Below are 15340 nucleotides of genomic sequence, written 5' to 3' on the forward strand. Positions count from 1 at the left end.
GAGCTCGACCGGGCCGAGGCCCGTGCCGGGCGCGGGACGCGAACGTCTCCTGGCCGTCGTTCGTGCTCTGCCTCGGTACCAGCCGGCGGGCGGTCCACACGAAGCAGGGCATGAGCGAGGAACGAGCGATGAGCACCACGACCGACGGCACGCGCGGCAGGAGGCGGCCTGGCCGCGGCAAGGACGACGGGCCTCGTGCCTCCTTCTCGCAGCTCGTGCCCTACTTGCTCGAGCACAGGGGCATCCTGTCGATCGTCGTGCTGCTCAGCCTGCTCGGCGCCGCGACGAGCCTGGCTCAGCCGCTCCTCGTCGGCCAGGTCATCACGCGAGTCCAAGACGGGCTCGACCTGGGCCCGCTGGTCTGGGCGCTCGTCGCGCTCGTCGTCGCCTCCGGTCTGATCTCCGGCTTCGCCCACTACCTCCTGCAGCGCACCGGCGAAGGCATCGTGCTCTCGAGCCGCCGGCGCCTGGTCGCGCGGCTTCTGCGCCTTCCGATCCGCGAGTTCGACGCTCGGCGCACCGGGGATCTCGTCTCACGAGTGGGATCCGACTCCACGCTACTGCGCGCCGTGCTCACCCAGGGGCTCGTCGACTCCATCGCAGGCTCCCTGGTGTTCGTCGGCGCACTCGTGGCCATGGCGATCATCGACTGGGTGCTGCTGCTCATCATCGTCCTGGTGGTCTCGGTGGCCCTCGGTCTCGCCCTCACCCTGGGCCGCGGGATCCGCACCGCCAGCCGCATGGCGCAGGAGAAGGTGGGCGATCTGGCGGCCTCGGTCGAGCGCGCGATCAGCGCCGTCCGCACGATCCGCGCGGCGGGGGCCACCGATCGTGAGATCGCCGTGGTCGACCGTCATGCGACGGAGGCATACCACCTCGGCCTCCGCGTCGCCCACGTCTCGGCACTGGTCGTCCCCGTCGCCGGCATCGCCCTGCAGGTCGCATTCCTCGCCGTGCTCGGCGTCGGCGGCTACCGGGTCGCCTCCGGAGCCATCGATATCGCCCAGCTGGTCTCCTTCATCCTCTTCCTGTTCATGATGGTGATGCCGCTGGGCAACTTCATCGGCGCGATCACCTCGGTCAATTCCGCCCTCGGCGCGCTCGGGCGCATCCAGGAGATCATCGACCTGCCCATCGAGGGCGACGGCGACTCGGCGACGGGCGGATTCGGCGCCGGTGTCACCGACGAGGCGATCGCGTTCGAGGACGTCGTGTTCTCCTACGACGAGGCCGCCCTGAGCGCCGATCCGGAGGCTCGCGACCGCACCGTCCTGCGTGGGGTCTCGTTCACCGTCCCCCGCGGCAAGCGCACCGCTCTCGTCGGTCCGTCCGGTGCGGGGAAGAGCACGATCCTCGCGCTGATCGAGCGCTTCTACGATCCCGAGGCCGGCGTCGTCCGCCTCGGCGGCGTCGACATCGCCGCCATCGATCGTGATGCCCTGCGCGCCCACATCGGCTACGTCGAGCAGGATGCTCCCGTGCTGGCGGGCACGATCCGCGAGAACCTCGTGCTCGGACGGCCGGACGCGGACGACACCGAGTGCCTCCGCGTACTCGAGGCCGTCAACCTCACCGAGGTGCTCGAGCGCAACCCGCTGGGCCTGCACGCGCCCGTCGGCGAGAGCGGGGTGATGCTCTCGGGAGGCGAGCGCCAACGCCTCGCGATCGGCCGCGCCCTGCTCGCCGCCCCGCCCATCCTGCTGTTGGACGAGTCGACGTCGAGCCTCGACGGCCTCAACGAGCAGCGCCTGCGCCGTGCGATCGACGCCGTCGCCGAGAACCGCACCCTGCTGGTCATCGCGCACCGGCTCTCGACAGTGGTCGACTCCGACCACATCGTCGTCTTGCAGAAGGGCGAGGTCGTCGGAGTCGGCACCCACTCCGAGCTGGTCGAGTCGACTCCGCTTTACCGCGATCTGGCCAAACACCAGCTCCTCGTCTGAGCGGAGGCGTGGGTCGCCGCCGGCCGCGCGTCAGCGCGGGGGGAGCCGCAGCGCGCCGTCGAGTCGGATGACCTCACCGTTGAGCATCGGGTTCTCGACGACGTGCCGCACGAGGGCGGCGAATTCGGCGGGTCGGCCGAGCCGGGTGCGGGGTCGCCGAGCCCAGCGCCTTCCGCGCCGGCTCGGGAAGAGCGGCGAGGAGGGGCGTGTCGAAGGTGCCCGGAGCGATGCAGACAATGCGCAGGAGGTCCGCGGCGAGCTCGCGTGCGAGCGGGAGCGTGAGCGCGGCGACCGCTCCTTTCGAGGCCGCGTAGGCGACCTGGCCGATCTGGCCCTCGACGGCGGCGATGGAGGCGGTGGTCACGAGCACCCCGCGCTCGCCCTCGATCGGGTCGCGCTCGCGGATCGACGACGCCGCCAGACGGAGCACGTTGACGGTGCCGACCGTGTTGATCCGGAGCACACGCTCGAACTCCTCGAGCGGCAGCGGGCCGTCGCGTCCGAGCAGGCGGCCGGGAGTCGCGATCCCCGCGCAACAGACGGCGACCCGCAGATCGCTGACGGCGCCGATCGCACGGTCGACCGCCGCCGTGTCGAGCACGTCCCCGACCACGAGGCGTATGCCGTTCGGGAGTCGCGCGGCCTCGATCGCCCCGGGCAGGTCGAGCACGGTGACGTGGGCGCCGGCCTCGCTGAGCGCGATCGCGGTCGCCGCGCCGAGCCCGGAGGCTCCGCCCGCGACGAGTGCGCCTGCTCCGTCGAGCCGCATCAGGAGCTCGGACTCGGGCGGGGCGAGCCAGAGGGTGAGGGCGTCGCGGTCTCAGCCGCTGCGTCGGTGGTCGGAGCGGCGGGAGTCGGAGCGGCAGTGGCGAGCGCGGCGGCGGTGCAGTCGGTGAACGTCGCGTCGTACTGGTCGCGGAGGCGTTGCGCCGCTGCCGTCGCCGCCGCGTTCGCGTCCGCGGGTAGCGTCGGGCGCTCGCCCAGGCCGTACCGCGCGAGGCAGTTGGTGATGAAGCGGGACACGGCCGCACTGTCGATCGAGCCGACATCGTCGGTGGCGGTGCCGGAAGAGCCCGGTGTCGTGGAGGTGGAGTGCAGCGTGGCGTCGCCGGGCACCTCGGCCGGGGAGGCGACGCATGCCGAGAGGGCGAGCATCACGGTGGGCGCGAGCATGACGAGGGCGCGGCGGGAGCGACGTCGGCGCCGGAGGCTCTGGGGCATGGTCATCCTCACTCTGGGGTGGGGTTGGGGTCGAGGCGCCGGACGGGGTGCGTCTCGAGACCGGGCAGTGTGGCGGTCGCGGGGCACGGCGCGAGTGGTGGCGCGGGAGGGATTGCTCGCGGGAGGGGATCTGTCGAGGGAGGAGGGTGCGGTACCGGACGACAGGGTGGTCTTTGGGACAGCATGTCCCTAAGGACAGGGTCCGGCGAGCGTACCGCAGAGCCGCCCTCACGGGGCGCCGCGGCGCGGATCGTTGCGTCGTGGCGCATCGACGATGCAACCACCGCGCTCCGCGCTCTTCGAGGATCGACCCCTCGGACAGTGCCTGACGAGCGCGACCGGCCCCCTCGTGCGGGAGCGGTCGCCGCGCCTCGCTTCTCGAGCCAGTCCCTCCGACGCCGTGCTCTCTCAGGCCAGCGCCCACATGGCCACCGCGCTCGCGGCGGCGACATTGAGCGAGTCGATCCCGTGCCGCATCGGAATCTGCACCGCGACGTCAGCAGCGGCCAGAGCTTCGGGGGTGAGCCCATCGCCTTCCGTGCCGAGCACGAGAGCGACCCGGTCGGGGGCACGCGCGGCGAACTCCCGCAGCGGTATCGCCTCGGGGGTGAGCGCCATCGCGGCGATCGAGAAGCCCGCAGAGTGGAGAAGGCGCGTCGTGCTGTCCCAGTCGCCCACACGGGTCCAGGGCACCTGGAGGACGGTGCCCATGCTGACCCGGATGGCCCGGCGGTAGAACGGATCGGAGCAGCGCGGGGTGACGAGCACGGCGTCCGCGCCGATCGCTCCGACCGAGCGGAAGATGGCGCCCACGTTCGTCGGATCGACGACGTCCTCGAGCACGACAACTCGTCGCGCGCCGCGGAGGACCTCGGAGGGGTGGGGCAGCTCCGGCCTGTTCATCGCCGCGATGAGTCCGCGGTGCAGCGTGTAGCCGGTGAGCTCCGCGAGGAGTTCGCCCGGCCCGGTGAACACAGGCACGTCGAGAGCGCCGAGGAGTCGTTCCGCCTCAGCGACGGAGCCGCCGAGTGCGAGCACGGAGCGCGGCCGGTGCCCAGCCGCCAGAGCCCGTTCCAGTACGAGCCCCGACTCGGCGATGTAGAGCCCGTGCGCGCCGCGCGCGTTCTTGAGGGCGACGTCAGTGGCGTGCGCGTAGTCGCGCAGCCGGGGGTCCTCGAGCGAGGTGACCTCGATCCGCTCCATCGCTCAGCCGAACGGGTCGGGGGTGAGCGTGTACTTGGTGTCGAGGTACTCGTGGATGCCCTCGAGGCCGCCTTCGCGCCCGAGCCCGGACTGCTTGACGCCGCCGAACGGAGCAGCTGCGTTGGACACGACGCCGACGTTGAGCCCCATCATCCCCGTCGCCAGACGCTCGATCATCCGCTGGCCTCTCGCGAGGTCGCGCGTGAAGACGTACGACACCAAGCCGAACTCCGTGTCGTTCGCGAGGGCGACGGCGTCATCCTCGTCGCGGAACGTCGTGATCGCCAGCACCGGTCCGAAGATCTCCGTGTGGTGGAGCTCGCTGCCCGTGGGGACGTCCGTGAGGACCGTCGCCTCGAAGAAGTGCCCGGAGCCCTCGACGATGCCGCCGCCGACGCGGAGCCGCGCACCACGCTCTAGAGCGTCCTCGACGAGCGAGCGCGCCTTCGCGACGGCGCGGTCGTCGATCAGCGGGCCGACGGAGACTCCCGACTCGCTGCCGCGGCCGAGCGTCAGGGCGCTCACTCTCTCGGTCACCCGCTGGGCGAACTCCTCGGCGACCGACTCGTGGACGAAGAAACGGTTGGCGGCGGTGCAGGCCTGACCGATGTTACGGAACTTCGCTTGCATCGCCCCCTCGACCGCGCGCTCGAGATCGGCATCCTCGAACACGAGGAAGGGCGCATTGCCTCCGAGTTCCATCGAGGTGCGCAGCACGTTCTCGGACGCCTGCCGGAGCAGGGTGCGGCCGACGGGAGTCGAGCCGGTGAAGGACAGCTTCCGCAGTCTCCGGTCGGCGAGGAGAGGCTCCGAGACCGCACCCGCCTGCGAGGTCGTGATGACGTTGATCACCCCATCGGGGAGCCCTGCCTCGCCGAGCAGGGCGGCGAAGGCGAGGGTGGTGAGCGGAGTCAACTCGGCCGGTTTCACCACGACGGTGCAGCCGGCCGCGAGCGCCGGTGCGATCTTGCGGGTGGCCATCGCCAAGGGGAAGTTCCACGGCGTGATGAGGTAGCACGGACCGACCGCGTGCTGCGAGACGATCATCCGCCCGGTGCCCTCGGGGTTCACCCCGTAGCGACCCGAGATCCGCACCGCCTCCTCGCTGAACCAGCGGAGGAACTCGCCACCGTAGGCGACCTCGCCCCGTGCCTCCGCGAGAGGTTTGCCCATCTCGAGGCTCATGAGCAGCGCGAAGTCGTCCTTGCGCTCCTGCAGGAGGTCGAACGCCCGGCGGAGAATCTCACCCCGAGCGCGAGGCGGTGTCGCGGCCCACTCCTCCCCCGCAGCGACGGCAGCGTCGAGGGCTCGGAGCCCGTCGTCGGGAGTCGCATCGGCGACCGACGCCAGGACCTTCTCGGTCGACGGGTCCTCCACGTCGAGGACTCGCCCGCCCGATGCATCGACCCACGCCCCGCCGATGAGGAGCTTCGATGGCACTCGCGCGAGCAGCGCGATCTCGGCGGCGCTGCGCTCGGCAGAACCACGGACAACGGATTCAGTCACGGGAGGCAGCCTTCTCTTCGGATCGGAGCGCGAGAGCCGCGCCAGGAGGAGCTTTTCGTCCTTTCAGTGTAGGCGGCGATTCCGCTCGACCACGAGATGGCCGCGAATCCGTGGACAACTCCGCCACCGTCAGGCTGGGGAGGGATGATGCCGCGGTCAGTGGGAGCGCTCGACCCGGACACCGGCCGCGGCGATCTCGCGCAAGGCCGCCGCGCTGCCCTCCTCCGAGACGCCGGCGACGAGATCGTCGAGAACGCGCACCGCGATCCCCTCCGACCGCGCATCGAGAGCGGAGGCGCGGACGCAGTAGTCCGTCGCAAGGCCGACCACGTCGAGCTCGGTCACCCCGAGGCGCACGAGAAGCTCCGGCACCGATTCCCCCTCACTCGTCACTCCTTCGAACGCCGAGTACGAGGGCCGCCCCTGGCCCTTGCGGATGTGCACATCGACCGCCGCGAGGTCGAGGGCCGAGTGATAGTCGGCGCCGGCCGTACCCGCGACGCAGTGGACCGGCCAGGTGTCGACGAAGTCGGGCTCGGTGGCGAAGTGACCCCCGTTGTCCGAGTCGCCGTCGTGCCAGTCGCGCGAGGCGAGCACCGTGTCGTACCGGGTGGCGCTCAGGTACGCCGAGATGCGCCCGGCGACGGCGTCACCGCCCGCAACGGCGAGCGCTCCCCCCTCGGTGAAGTCGTTCTGCACGTCGACGATGAGGAGAGCCGTGGTCATCGTGGTCCTTTCAGATCAGGAGTCGGAGAGCGAGCCGCCGCAGCGATAGAACCCCGTCACGAGAGTGTCGATGGCGGTTTTCGCGGAGTCGTCCACCTCGCCCAGAGCGTAGACCGCGAACGTCAGCGTGGCACCGTCCTGCGCCGAGACCACTCCCGCGAGCGTGTAGCCGGTGTCGATCCACCCTGTCTTCGCGCGGACCGCGCCAGCTGCCACGGCGTTGTCGCCGGCGAAGCGGTCGGAGTAGGAGAGCGATCCGGTCCGCGCCGAGACGGGGAGCCCGTCCAGCAGCACGCCGAGCGATCCCTCCCTGGCCTGAACGTGACGCAGCAGCTCGGTGAAGAAGGAGGGCGTGATCGCATTGTCGTCGCTCAAGCCCGAGCCGTCGACGACGGTGACGCCGCTGGTGTCGACTCCATACCCGGAGAGGCCCCGCACCATCCCCGCCTGCTCGGCGGCGAACGTGTTCCCGGCGCCAGTGCGGATGGCCACGAGCCGGGCGAGCATCTCGGCGATGGCGTTGTCCGAGACGAGCAGCATCTGCTGCACCAGGGCCGCGACAGGAGCCGACTCGACGGTACCCAACACCGCGGATCCCGCCGGAGCGGTGCCGCGCACGACGTCGACGGGACCGGACAACTCGTCGGCGAACGCCTCTCCCGCCCGCCCGATCGGGTCCGTTCCGCGCTCGGAGGTGGGACGCGTCGGGTCCTCGCGGTCACCGTCGACCTGGAGAGCCGTGATCTCGGGCATGTAGCCGTCTGTCTGCTCCTTGCGGTTCCAGCTCGGCTGCCAGGTCTCGCCCGCGTACAGCGATCCGTCGAGCACCACCGAGGTGATCGGGGTGCCCGCCGTCCCGGCGTCGGTCTCCCAGGCGCTCTCGACCTGCGCGGCGAGGTCGTCCAGGTGCGCCGCGCCCGCGTAGCTCGACTCCTGGCCGCTCGGGAGACGACTGAGAGTGAGGTCGCCGCCGCCGACCAGGACGATGCTCCCGGGTGTCTCGCCGCGCACGACCGTGGTCGGGATCCGTGTCTCCGGCCCCAGTACGGCGAGGGCCGCGGCGGCCGTCAGCACTTTCAGGGCGGAGGCGGTGCGCGAGGCGGTGGTTCCGCCGCGGTCGAAGAGCACCTCACCGCTCGTGGCGTCCACCACCCGCGCCTGCATCGATCCCAGGCGGGGATCCGCAGCGAGCTCGGCGACGGAGCACGTGCGCACGGGCCGCGGAGTCTCGTCAGCGGCGGGCCGGTCGGTGGCGGTCGGCTCCTGAGGCGGGGTGGCCGTGGGGGACGGGGATCCGATCGAGACCGGCTCGGAGTCGCGGCCGAGTGTCGATCCGATGGCGAAGGCGCCGGCTCCGAGGGTGAGCGCCCCGACCACGAGAGCCGAGACGATCGCCGCGAGCCGGAGCCGAGGGGAAGGGGTCGCGGTCATCCGGGCCATGGTAATCGCCACAGACGTGGGCTGGCTGGACGGTGCAGAGCTTCGCGGGACGAGTCTGTGGATGACGACAAGTCTGTGGAAGACAGGGAGTCTGTGGAAGACAGGGAGCCGCCTGTGGGAATCGAACCCACGACCTTCTCATTACGAGTGAGACGCTCTGCCGACTGAGCTAAGGCGGCGTGACGCAGAGCCTCGGCCCCGGACACGAGTACACAGCATAGCCTGCTCGCCGGCCCGGCCGTGAATCGTCGACGGCGACCTCAGCGGAGGACGGTGCGCAGTTCGTCGAACGAGCTGGCCATGCGTCCGGCGAGCGCTTCCCGACCGTCGTGGTCGACCCAGGCCGCCCAGGCGTGCCGCACGGCGGCGAGCCCGAGGAGCGTGAGCATCCGCGCCCGACTGCGCACCTCCTCGGGAGAGTCGGCACCGCGTGCGAGCCTCTCGACGACGAGCCCTTCGATCGCGAGCTCGAACTCGCGCATCCCCGCGATCTTGAGCCCGACGAGGTGCGGATGCTCGCGGAACAGCGCCCGCCGGAGGACATGCAGTTCGTGGTCCTGTTCGAGCGGCTCCTCCATCGCGGCGACGAACACCTTCTGGAGGTCGTCGAGTACGGCCCCGGTCCCGCAGAGGAACGCCGTAGCGGTCTCATCCCCGATCACGGGAAGACCGCCGACGAGCGCGTCCTCCTTCGAGGCGAAGTAGTTGAAGAACGTGCGCGTCGAGACGTCGGCCTCGCGCGACACGTCCTCGATCGTGACGCGCTCCGGGCCACGCTCGCTCGCGAGGCGCAACACGGCGATCTCGATCGCCCTCCGCGTCGCGATGCGCTTGCGTTCGCGCAGTCCCGGCCGCTCCCGCTCGCTCAACACTGCGGGTCCTTCGCAGGCACGGTGCCCTCGAGAAGGTAGGCGTCGACCGCGTCGTTCACGCACGAGTTCGATTTGTTGTAAGCGGTGTGCCCCTCGCCCGTGTAGGTCACGAGGTGCCCCGCCTCGAGCTCGCCGGCCAACGCCTGCGCCCAGACGTAGGGGGTCGCGGGGTCGTTCGTCGTGCCGACGACGAGGATCGGGGCGGAGCCCGCGGCCGTGATCGGCGCCCGCGTGCCCGTGAAGGCGACCGGCCAACGGCCGCAGAGGATGTCGCCGTACGCCATGTAGCGGCCGATGGTCGGTGCCGCGGCGACGAGCGCGGTCTCGTTGGCCCGCATGGCGACAGGGTCGGCGTCGTAGGAGTAGTCGACGCAGTTGATCGCGAGGAACGCCTCGGTGGTGTTCTCGGGATAGCTGCCGTCGGAGGTTCGACCGTTGTAGGCGTCCGCGTACTGAAACGCGAGATCGGCGCTGCCGCGGCGGACGTCCGTGAGCATCTCGCTGAGGTTCTTCCCGCCCTCGGCGCTGTAGAGCGGGTAGACGATGGCGGTGACGAGCGTGTTCGCGCCGAGTTCCCGGCCGTCGTTCGCGCGAATCGGGGACACGTCGACGCGGTCGAGCAGGGCGCGCACGTCTGCCATCGCGCTGTCGACCGAACCGGTGAACGGGCAGCCGGCGGAGCCGAGACAGTCGGCGAGGTACGTCCGCAAGGCGCTCTCGAACCCCTTCGCCTGCTCGAGCACCACGTCGGAGGAGCTCGCGGCGGGATCGATGGCGCCGTCGAGCACGAGACGTCCCACACGATCGGGGAAGAGTCCGGCGTAGGTGGCGCCGAGGAACGTGCCGTATGAGTAGCCGAGGTAGCTCAGTGTCTGATCGCCGAGGGCCGCACGCACGACGTCGAGGTCTCGGGCCGCGCTCGTCGTGCCGAGCTGGGCGAGGAGCGGCCCGCTGCGCTGCTCGCATCCCGCCGCGAAGGCGTCGGCGGAGGCGGTCTGCGCCTGGATCCATGCGTCGCTTCCGCGTGTGCCCGGCGTGATGTCGTACAGATACGAATCGAGTGCCGCCGAGTCGAGGCACGAGACGGCGGTGGAGGCTCCGACGCCTCGAGGATCGAATCCGACGATGTCGTAGCGCGCGGCGAGCGCGGAGTCCACGGCGTATCCGACGCTCGTACGGATGAAGTCGACTCCGGAGGCGCCGGGGCCGCCCGGGTTCACGAGGAGCGAGCCGAGCGGATGGCCGTCCGTGGCCGGTCGGCGGAGGAGGGCGATGGTGGCGGTCGCACCGCCGGGGTCGTTCCAGTCGAGGGGAACGGTGGCGTCGGCGCAGAGGGCCTCATCGCCGCAGTCGTCCCAGACGAGCACTTGCGAGTAGTACGGCGCGAGTTCGGCGTCGACCGACTGCGGCGCGGGGGTGGAGGTTCGGTTCACCGTCGGCCCGGGCGCGAGACAGGCGCTCAACAGCGATGCGGCGGCAGCGAGGACGGCGAGCGACCACCAGCGACGCGCGCGCATCACGCCGCCACCGCTCGGCGGGCGGCGGTCACGAGCATTGCTTCGAGCGCCAGGACCGGGGACACGTTGGCGTCGATCCGCTCGCGCGCGGTCGTGATGGCATCGAGGACCGCGAGGGTCTTCTCGGGCGACGTGGAGCGGGCGAGCGCTGTCATCTCGACACGCACCTCCTCGTTGATCACCCCGCCCGGCGCTCCGAGCTGGAGGCGCACCACGTCGCGGTAGAGCGACAGCAGGTCGACGAGGATGCGGTCGAGGCCGTCGCGCAGGCTGCGGGTGGCACGCCGCTTCTGGTCTTCTTCGAGGGCGCGCAACTGTGAGCGGAGCTGGGCGGGCACCGTGCCGCCGGGCTCGACGCCGAGGGACCGCAGCGCCTGCTGTCGTTCGGCGTCGTCGCGTTCGAGGGTGATCGCCTTCGCGTCGTCGGTCGCGACCTCGATCAGGCGTGCCGCTCCGAGGACGGCATCGGAGACCCCGCGGAGGTGGAGGGCGATGTGGAGCGTCTCGGCGCGCCGCTCGCGGGCGTTCGCATCGGTTGCAAGCCGATGCGCCATGCCGATGTGGCTTTGCGCCTGGCGGGCGGCACGTTCCGCCGTCGCCGCGTCGACTCCGTCGCGACGCTGAAGCAGGCCCGCGACGTCGTCGATGCTCGGTACCCGGAGACGCACCGAGCGCACGCGCGAGCGAATCGTCGGCAAGAGGTCGGCTTCGCTCGGCGCGCAGAGAATCCAGACCGTGCGCTCCGGCGGCTCCTCGAGTGCCTTGAGCAGCACGTTGGAGGTTCGCTCGCTCATCCTGTCGGCGTCTTCGATGATCATGACGCGATAGCGCGACACCGACGGTGAGTACTGGGAGCTCGCGACGAGCCGACGGACCTCGTCGATCGTGATGACGACGCGCTCGGTCGTGAGGACGGCGAGGTCGGGGTGCGACCGCGCCGCGACCTGGCGGCAGTCCGGACACTCCCCGCAGCCGCCGCGCCGACAGAGCAGGGCGGAGGCGAACGCGTAGGCGAGGTTCGACCGGCCCGAGCCGGGAGGACCGGTGAGCAGCCAGGAGTGCGTCATGGAGCCCGATTCGGCTCCGCGCTCGTCGCGTGGCGTCGAGGCGTCCTGCAGGGCGCCGATGGCGTGCTCCTGCCCGACGAGTTGGCTCCAGACGGTCATGAGTCCACGCTAGCCGCGACCACCGACAGGGCGTCCGTGATCGAGCAGCTCCGCGACACGCGCGCGGATCGCCGTCGCGATGTCGTCGATCGCCGCGCTCGCATCGAGGACGAGTACGCGTTCCTGATCCTCCGCGGCGATCTGGAGGAACCCGGCACGCACGCGCTCGTGGAACTCGGCCTTCTCGGCTTCGAGTCGGTCGAAGCGCTTCTGGGCGGCGACGAGCCGCGACCGCGCGGCAGTCGGATCGAGGTCGAGGAGAACCGTGAGGTCTGGCCGCAGCTCGTGCGTCGCCCACTCCGAGAGGGTGCGAACCTCCGCAGCATCGAGGACGCGGCCGGCGCCCTGGTAGGCGACGGAGGAGTCGATGTAGCGATCCTGGATCACGACCTCGCCGCGTTCGAGCGCGGGGCGCACGAGCGTCCCGATGTGCTGGGCGCGGTCCGCGGCGTAGAGGAGCGCCTCCGCCCGGGGATCGACCTCGCCCCGATGGTGGAGGACGATCTCCCGGATCTGCACCCCTACTTCCGTCCCGCCGGGCTCGCGGGTGCGGAGGACGCGCTCACCGCGGCCGACGAGCCACTCCTCGAGGAGCTGCGCCTGCGTCGTCTTGCCGGCGCCGTCGCCTCCCTCGAGGGTGACGAAGAGCCCGGTCACGACTCGGTCGCAGCCGGGGCGTCGGCCGCCGGGGCGGCCTTCCTCGTCGTGGCGCGCGCGGAGGCGGGCTTCACGGCCGTTGTCTTCGCAGCGGTCTTCTTTGCAGTCGTCGTCTTCGCGGCCGCGGTCTTCGCAGCCGGCTTCTTGGCCGGGGCCCGCTTGACGGGCGCCTTCTTCGCGGGGCCCTTTGCGCGCTTGTCGGCGAGCATCTGCACGGCCTGCTCGAAGTCGATCTCCTCGATCGCCTGCCCCTTGGGGATCGTGACGTTCGTCTCGCCGTCGGTCACGTAGGGGCCGAAGCGTCCGTCGCGGATGCGGATCGGCTTGCCACTGACCGGGTCGGCCTCGAACTCCTTGAGGGCGCTGGAGGCCCGGCGCGCCCCGTACTTGGGCTGGGCGAACACCTCGAGTGCCTCCGCGAGCTCGACCTCGAAGATCTGGTCCTCGCTCGTGAGCGAGCGACTGTCCGTCCCCTTCTTCAGGTACGGGCCGTAGCGGCCGTTCTGCGCGGTGATCGGCTCGCCCGTTTCCGGATCCTCGCCCACCGTTCGCGGCAGATCCAGCAGTCGCAGAGCCGTCGCGAGATCGATCGACGCGACGTCCATCGACTTGAACAGCGAGGAGGTGCGCGGCTTGACCACGGCAGGCTTCTTGGCCCCGCGCTTGGCGGGTGCCGTCGTGGCCTCGAGGACCTCTCCGGTGGCGGGATCCGCGGCGGGCTCGGCATCCGGATCGGTCTCGGTCACATAGGGGCCGAATCGTCCGTCCTTGACCACGACGATCTTGCCGTTCTCGGGGTTGCTGCCGAGCACGCGATCGGTCTGGACGGGGGCGTCGATGAGTTCTTGCGCCTTTGCGGGCGTGAGCTCGTCGGGCGCGAGCTCGAGCGGCAGGTTGACCCGGCGGGGGGTCTCCTGACCCTCCTCGGCGACCTCGAGATAGGGTCCGTACTTGCCGATTCGCAGAGTGATGTCGTCGGTGATCCGCACCGAGTTGATGCTCTTCGCGTCGATCTCGCCCAGGTTGTCGACGACGTGGCGCAGACCGGGATGCGAGCCTCCGCCGAAGTAGAAGCGGGTGAGCCAGTCGACCCGGTCCTCTTCGCCGCCCGCGATCTTGTCGAGGTCGCCCTCCATCTCGGCGGTGAAGTCGTACTCGACGAGGTCCGAGAAGAAGTCCTCCAGCAGCCTCACGACCGAGAAGGCGATCCAGTTCGGCACGAGAGCCGTCCCCCGCGGAGTCACGTACCCGCGGTCGACGATCGTCGAGATGATCGAGGCATAGGTCGAGGGGCGGCCGATGCCGAGCTCCTCGAGCGCCTTCACGAGGCTGGCCTCGGTGTAGCGCGGAGGTGACGACGTCTCGTGACCCTTCGCCTCTACTTCCGAGACGATCAGGCTTTGCCCGACCTCGAGCGGAGGCAGCTTGGCGTCCTTCTCGTCGCGCGTCCCGTGCCGTTCCTCGTCGCGGCCCTCCTCGTACGCGAGCAGGAAGCCCCGGAAGGTGATGACCGTGCCGGAGGCGGTGAACTCGGCGGCCTGGGCGGTGTCGCCCGCAGGGTTGGCGAGCAAGGTGACCGTGGCGGTCGATCCCTTTGCGTCGGCCATCTGGGAGGCGACCGTGCGCTTCCAGATCAGCTCGTAGAGGCGGAGGTCGTTTCCGCGGAGGGTCCCCGAGAGCTGGTCCGGGGTGCGGAAGGTCTCGCCCGCGGGACGGATCGCCTCGTGCGCCTCCTGTGCGTTCTTGTTCTTGCCCGAGTAGACGCGCGGCTTCTCGGGGACGGTCTCGGCGCCGTACAGTGCGGCGGCCTGGGAGCGCGCGGCGTTGAGCGCCTGCTGCGAAAGCGCGGGAGAGTCGGTGCGCATGTAGGTGATGTAGCCGTTCTCATAGAGCGACTGCGCGACGCTCATCGTCTGGCGCGCCGAGAAGCGGAGCTTGCGCGCCGCCTCCTGCTGGAGCGTGGACGTCGTGAAAGGGGCCGCGGGACGACGGGAGTACGGCTTCGACTCGAGGTTCGAGACCCTCACCGTGGTCGCGGGGTCGCGAAGGGCTTGGGCGAGGGCCGTCGCGCCCTGCTCGTCGAGGACGGTGACGTCGCCCTTGAGCTGTCCGCGGTCGTCGAAGTCGCGCCCGCTGCCGATCCGCTTGCCGTCGAGTCGCGCCAAGCGTGCATCGAAGCTCACCGATGCATCCGACTCGGGGGCGAGCACGGTGGCGAGGTCCCAATAGCTCGCCGAGATGAAGGCGAGTCGCTCGCGCTCGCGGTCGACGACGAGGCGAGTGGCGGCCGACTGCACGCGGCCCGCCGAGAGGCCCGGGCCGACCTTCCTCCAGAGGACGGGCGAGATCTCGTAGCCGTAGAGACGGTCGAGGATTCGACGCGTCTCTTGAGCGTCGACGAGAGAGGTGTCGATGTCACGCGTGTTCTCGCGTGCCTTCTGGATGGCGTCCTTGGTGATCTCGTGGAAGACCATCCGGTGGACCGGGACCTTCGGCTTGAGTTCCTCGAGGAGGTGCCACGCGATGGCCTCGCCTTCGCGATCCTCATCAGTGGCGAGGTAGAGCTCGTCGGCGTTCTTCAGTGCCCGCTTGAGGTCGGCGACCGTCTTCTTCTTCTGGTCCGAGACGACGTAGTAAGGCTCGAAGCCGTTCTCGACGTCGACCGAGAACTTGCCGAGCGGGCCCTTCTTGAGCTCCGGAGGGAGGTTCTTGGGCTCGATGAGGTCGCGGATGTGCCCGACGGAGGCGAGCACCTCGTAGCCGTCGCCCAGGTACTGGGCGATGGTCTTGGCTTTCGCCGGCGACTCGACGATCACCAGCTTCTTCGTGCCGGACACAGTTCTCCTCGGTTGATGATGTCGGGTCGGACGATCGGGGAGTCCGACGAGTCCCCCTCTCCGGGGGAGGCGGTCTGCGGCGACCGCTCGGGGGGAACACCGTGGCGTTCACGTCGGCTTCGGGGGCCCGACAGGCACACCATACACACTGACGCGGGGCGTCCCGCCCGTGCGGCGGGCGGGCGGAGTCGGCGAATGCGCTTCGGAAGAGCTGGGCGTCTGACAAATCGGGGGCGCGCAACCGGTGACGCG

General features: G+C 70.4%; 11 protein-coding genes, 1 tRNA gene and 1 pseudogene. 1 reads left to right on the top strand and 12 read right to left on the bottom strand.

The window, feature by feature from the left end; all coding sequences use genetic code 11:
* Window positions 1–128: 128 nt before the first annotated feature.
* The gene (locus ITJ45_RS09960; protein WP_194609473.1) at window positions 129–1943 is read left to right on the top strand and encodes an ABC transporter ATP-binding protein; all 1815 of its coding nucleotides are present in this window, start codon (window positions 129–131) and stop codon (window positions 1941–1943) included.
* 30 nt (window positions 1944–1973) lie between these two features.
* On the opposite strand, the pseudogene ITJ45_RS09965 reads toward ITJ45_RS09960, so the two are convergent.
* The 12 genes and pseudogenes from ITJ45_RS09965 to topA form a co-directional block, all read right to left on the bottom strand.
* Window positions 1974–2712, bottom strand: a pseudogene (locus tag ITJ45_RS09965) (SDR family NAD(P)-dependent oxidoreductase).
* Window positions 2712–3164 (bottom strand): hypothetical protein, encoded by a 453-nt coding sequence (locus tag ITJ45_RS09970; RefSeq protein WP_194609475.1) that lies wholly within the window; start codon window positions 3162–3164, stop codon window positions 2712–2714. Before ITJ45_RS09970 ends, ITJ45_RS09965 begins: the two are co-directional and overlap by 1 nt.
* A gap of 408 nt (window positions 3165–3572) precedes the next feature.
* A complete protein-coding gene (locus ITJ45_RS09975; RefSeq protein WP_194609477.1) occupies window positions 3573–4367 on the bottom strand; it encodes a TrmH family RNA methyltransferase in 795 nt (264 codons plus the stop codon).
* A 3-nt stretch (window positions 4368–4370) separates the two neighbouring features.
* Complete coding sequence (locus ITJ45_RS09980; RefSeq protein ID WP_194609478.1) at window positions 4371–5873, bottom strand: NAD-dependent succinate-semialdehyde dehydrogenase; 1503 nt, start codon at window positions 5871–5873, stop codon at window positions 4371–4373.
* Between the two features lie 156 nt (window positions 5874–6029).
* A complete protein-coding gene (locus ITJ45_RS09985; RefSeq protein ID WP_194609480.1) occupies window positions 6030–6599 on the bottom strand; it encodes an isochorismatase family protein in 570 nt (189 codons plus the stop codon).
* 15 nt (window positions 6600–6614) lie between these two features.
* Window positions 6615–8030, bottom strand: coding sequence for a D-alanyl-D-alanine carboxypeptidase/D-alanyl-D-alanine-endopeptidase (locus ITJ45_RS09990; RefSeq protein ID WP_194609482.1), 1416 nt, complete (start codon window positions 8028–8030; stop codon window positions 6615–6617).
* Window positions 8031–8145: 115 nt separating this feature from the next.
* Window positions 8146–8218: transfer RNA gene (locus tag ITJ45_RS09995), tRNA-Thr, on the bottom strand.
* An 81-nt stretch (window positions 8219–8299) separates the two neighbouring features.
* A complete protein-coding gene (locus ITJ45_RS10000) occupies window positions 8300–8911 on the bottom strand; it encodes a TetR/AcrR family transcriptional regulator (protein ID WP_194609484.1) in 612 nt (203 codons plus the stop codon).
* Window positions 8905–10428, bottom strand: coding sequence for an alpha/beta hydrolase (locus ITJ45_RS10005; protein WP_194609486.1), 1524 nt, complete (start codon window positions 10426–10428; stop codon window positions 8905–8907). Before ITJ45_RS10005 ends, ITJ45_RS10000 begins: the two co-directional genes overlap by 7 nt.
* On the bottom strand, window positions 10428–11594 hold the full coding sequence (locus ITJ45_RS10010) for a DNA polymerase III subunit delta' (protein ID WP_194609488.1): 1167 nt from the start codon (window positions 11592–11594) through the stop codon (window positions 10428–10430). Before ITJ45_RS10010 ends, ITJ45_RS10005 begins: the two co-directional genes overlap by 1 nt.
* 9 nt (window positions 11595–11603) lie before the next feature.
* Window positions 11604–12251, bottom strand: coding sequence for a dTMP kinase (tmk, locus tag ITJ45_RS10015; protein WP_194609490.1), 648 nt, complete (start codon window positions 12249–12251; stop codon window positions 11604–11606).
* Window positions 12248–15088 (bottom strand): type I DNA topoisomerase, encoded by a 2841-nt coding sequence (gene topA / locus ITJ45_RS10020; RefSeq protein WP_194609492.1) that lies wholly within the window; start codon window positions 15086–15088, stop codon window positions 12248–12250. Before topA ends, tmk begins: the two co-directional genes overlap by 4 nt.
* Between the last annotated feature and the right edge of the window lie 252 nt (window positions 15089–15340).

The sequence above is a fragment of the Rathayibacter sp. VKM Ac-2879 genome, from assembly GCF_015351245.1.
Taxonomy (GTDB): domain Bacteria; phylum Actinomycetota; class Actinomycetes; order Actinomycetales; family Microbacteriaceae; genus Rathayibacter.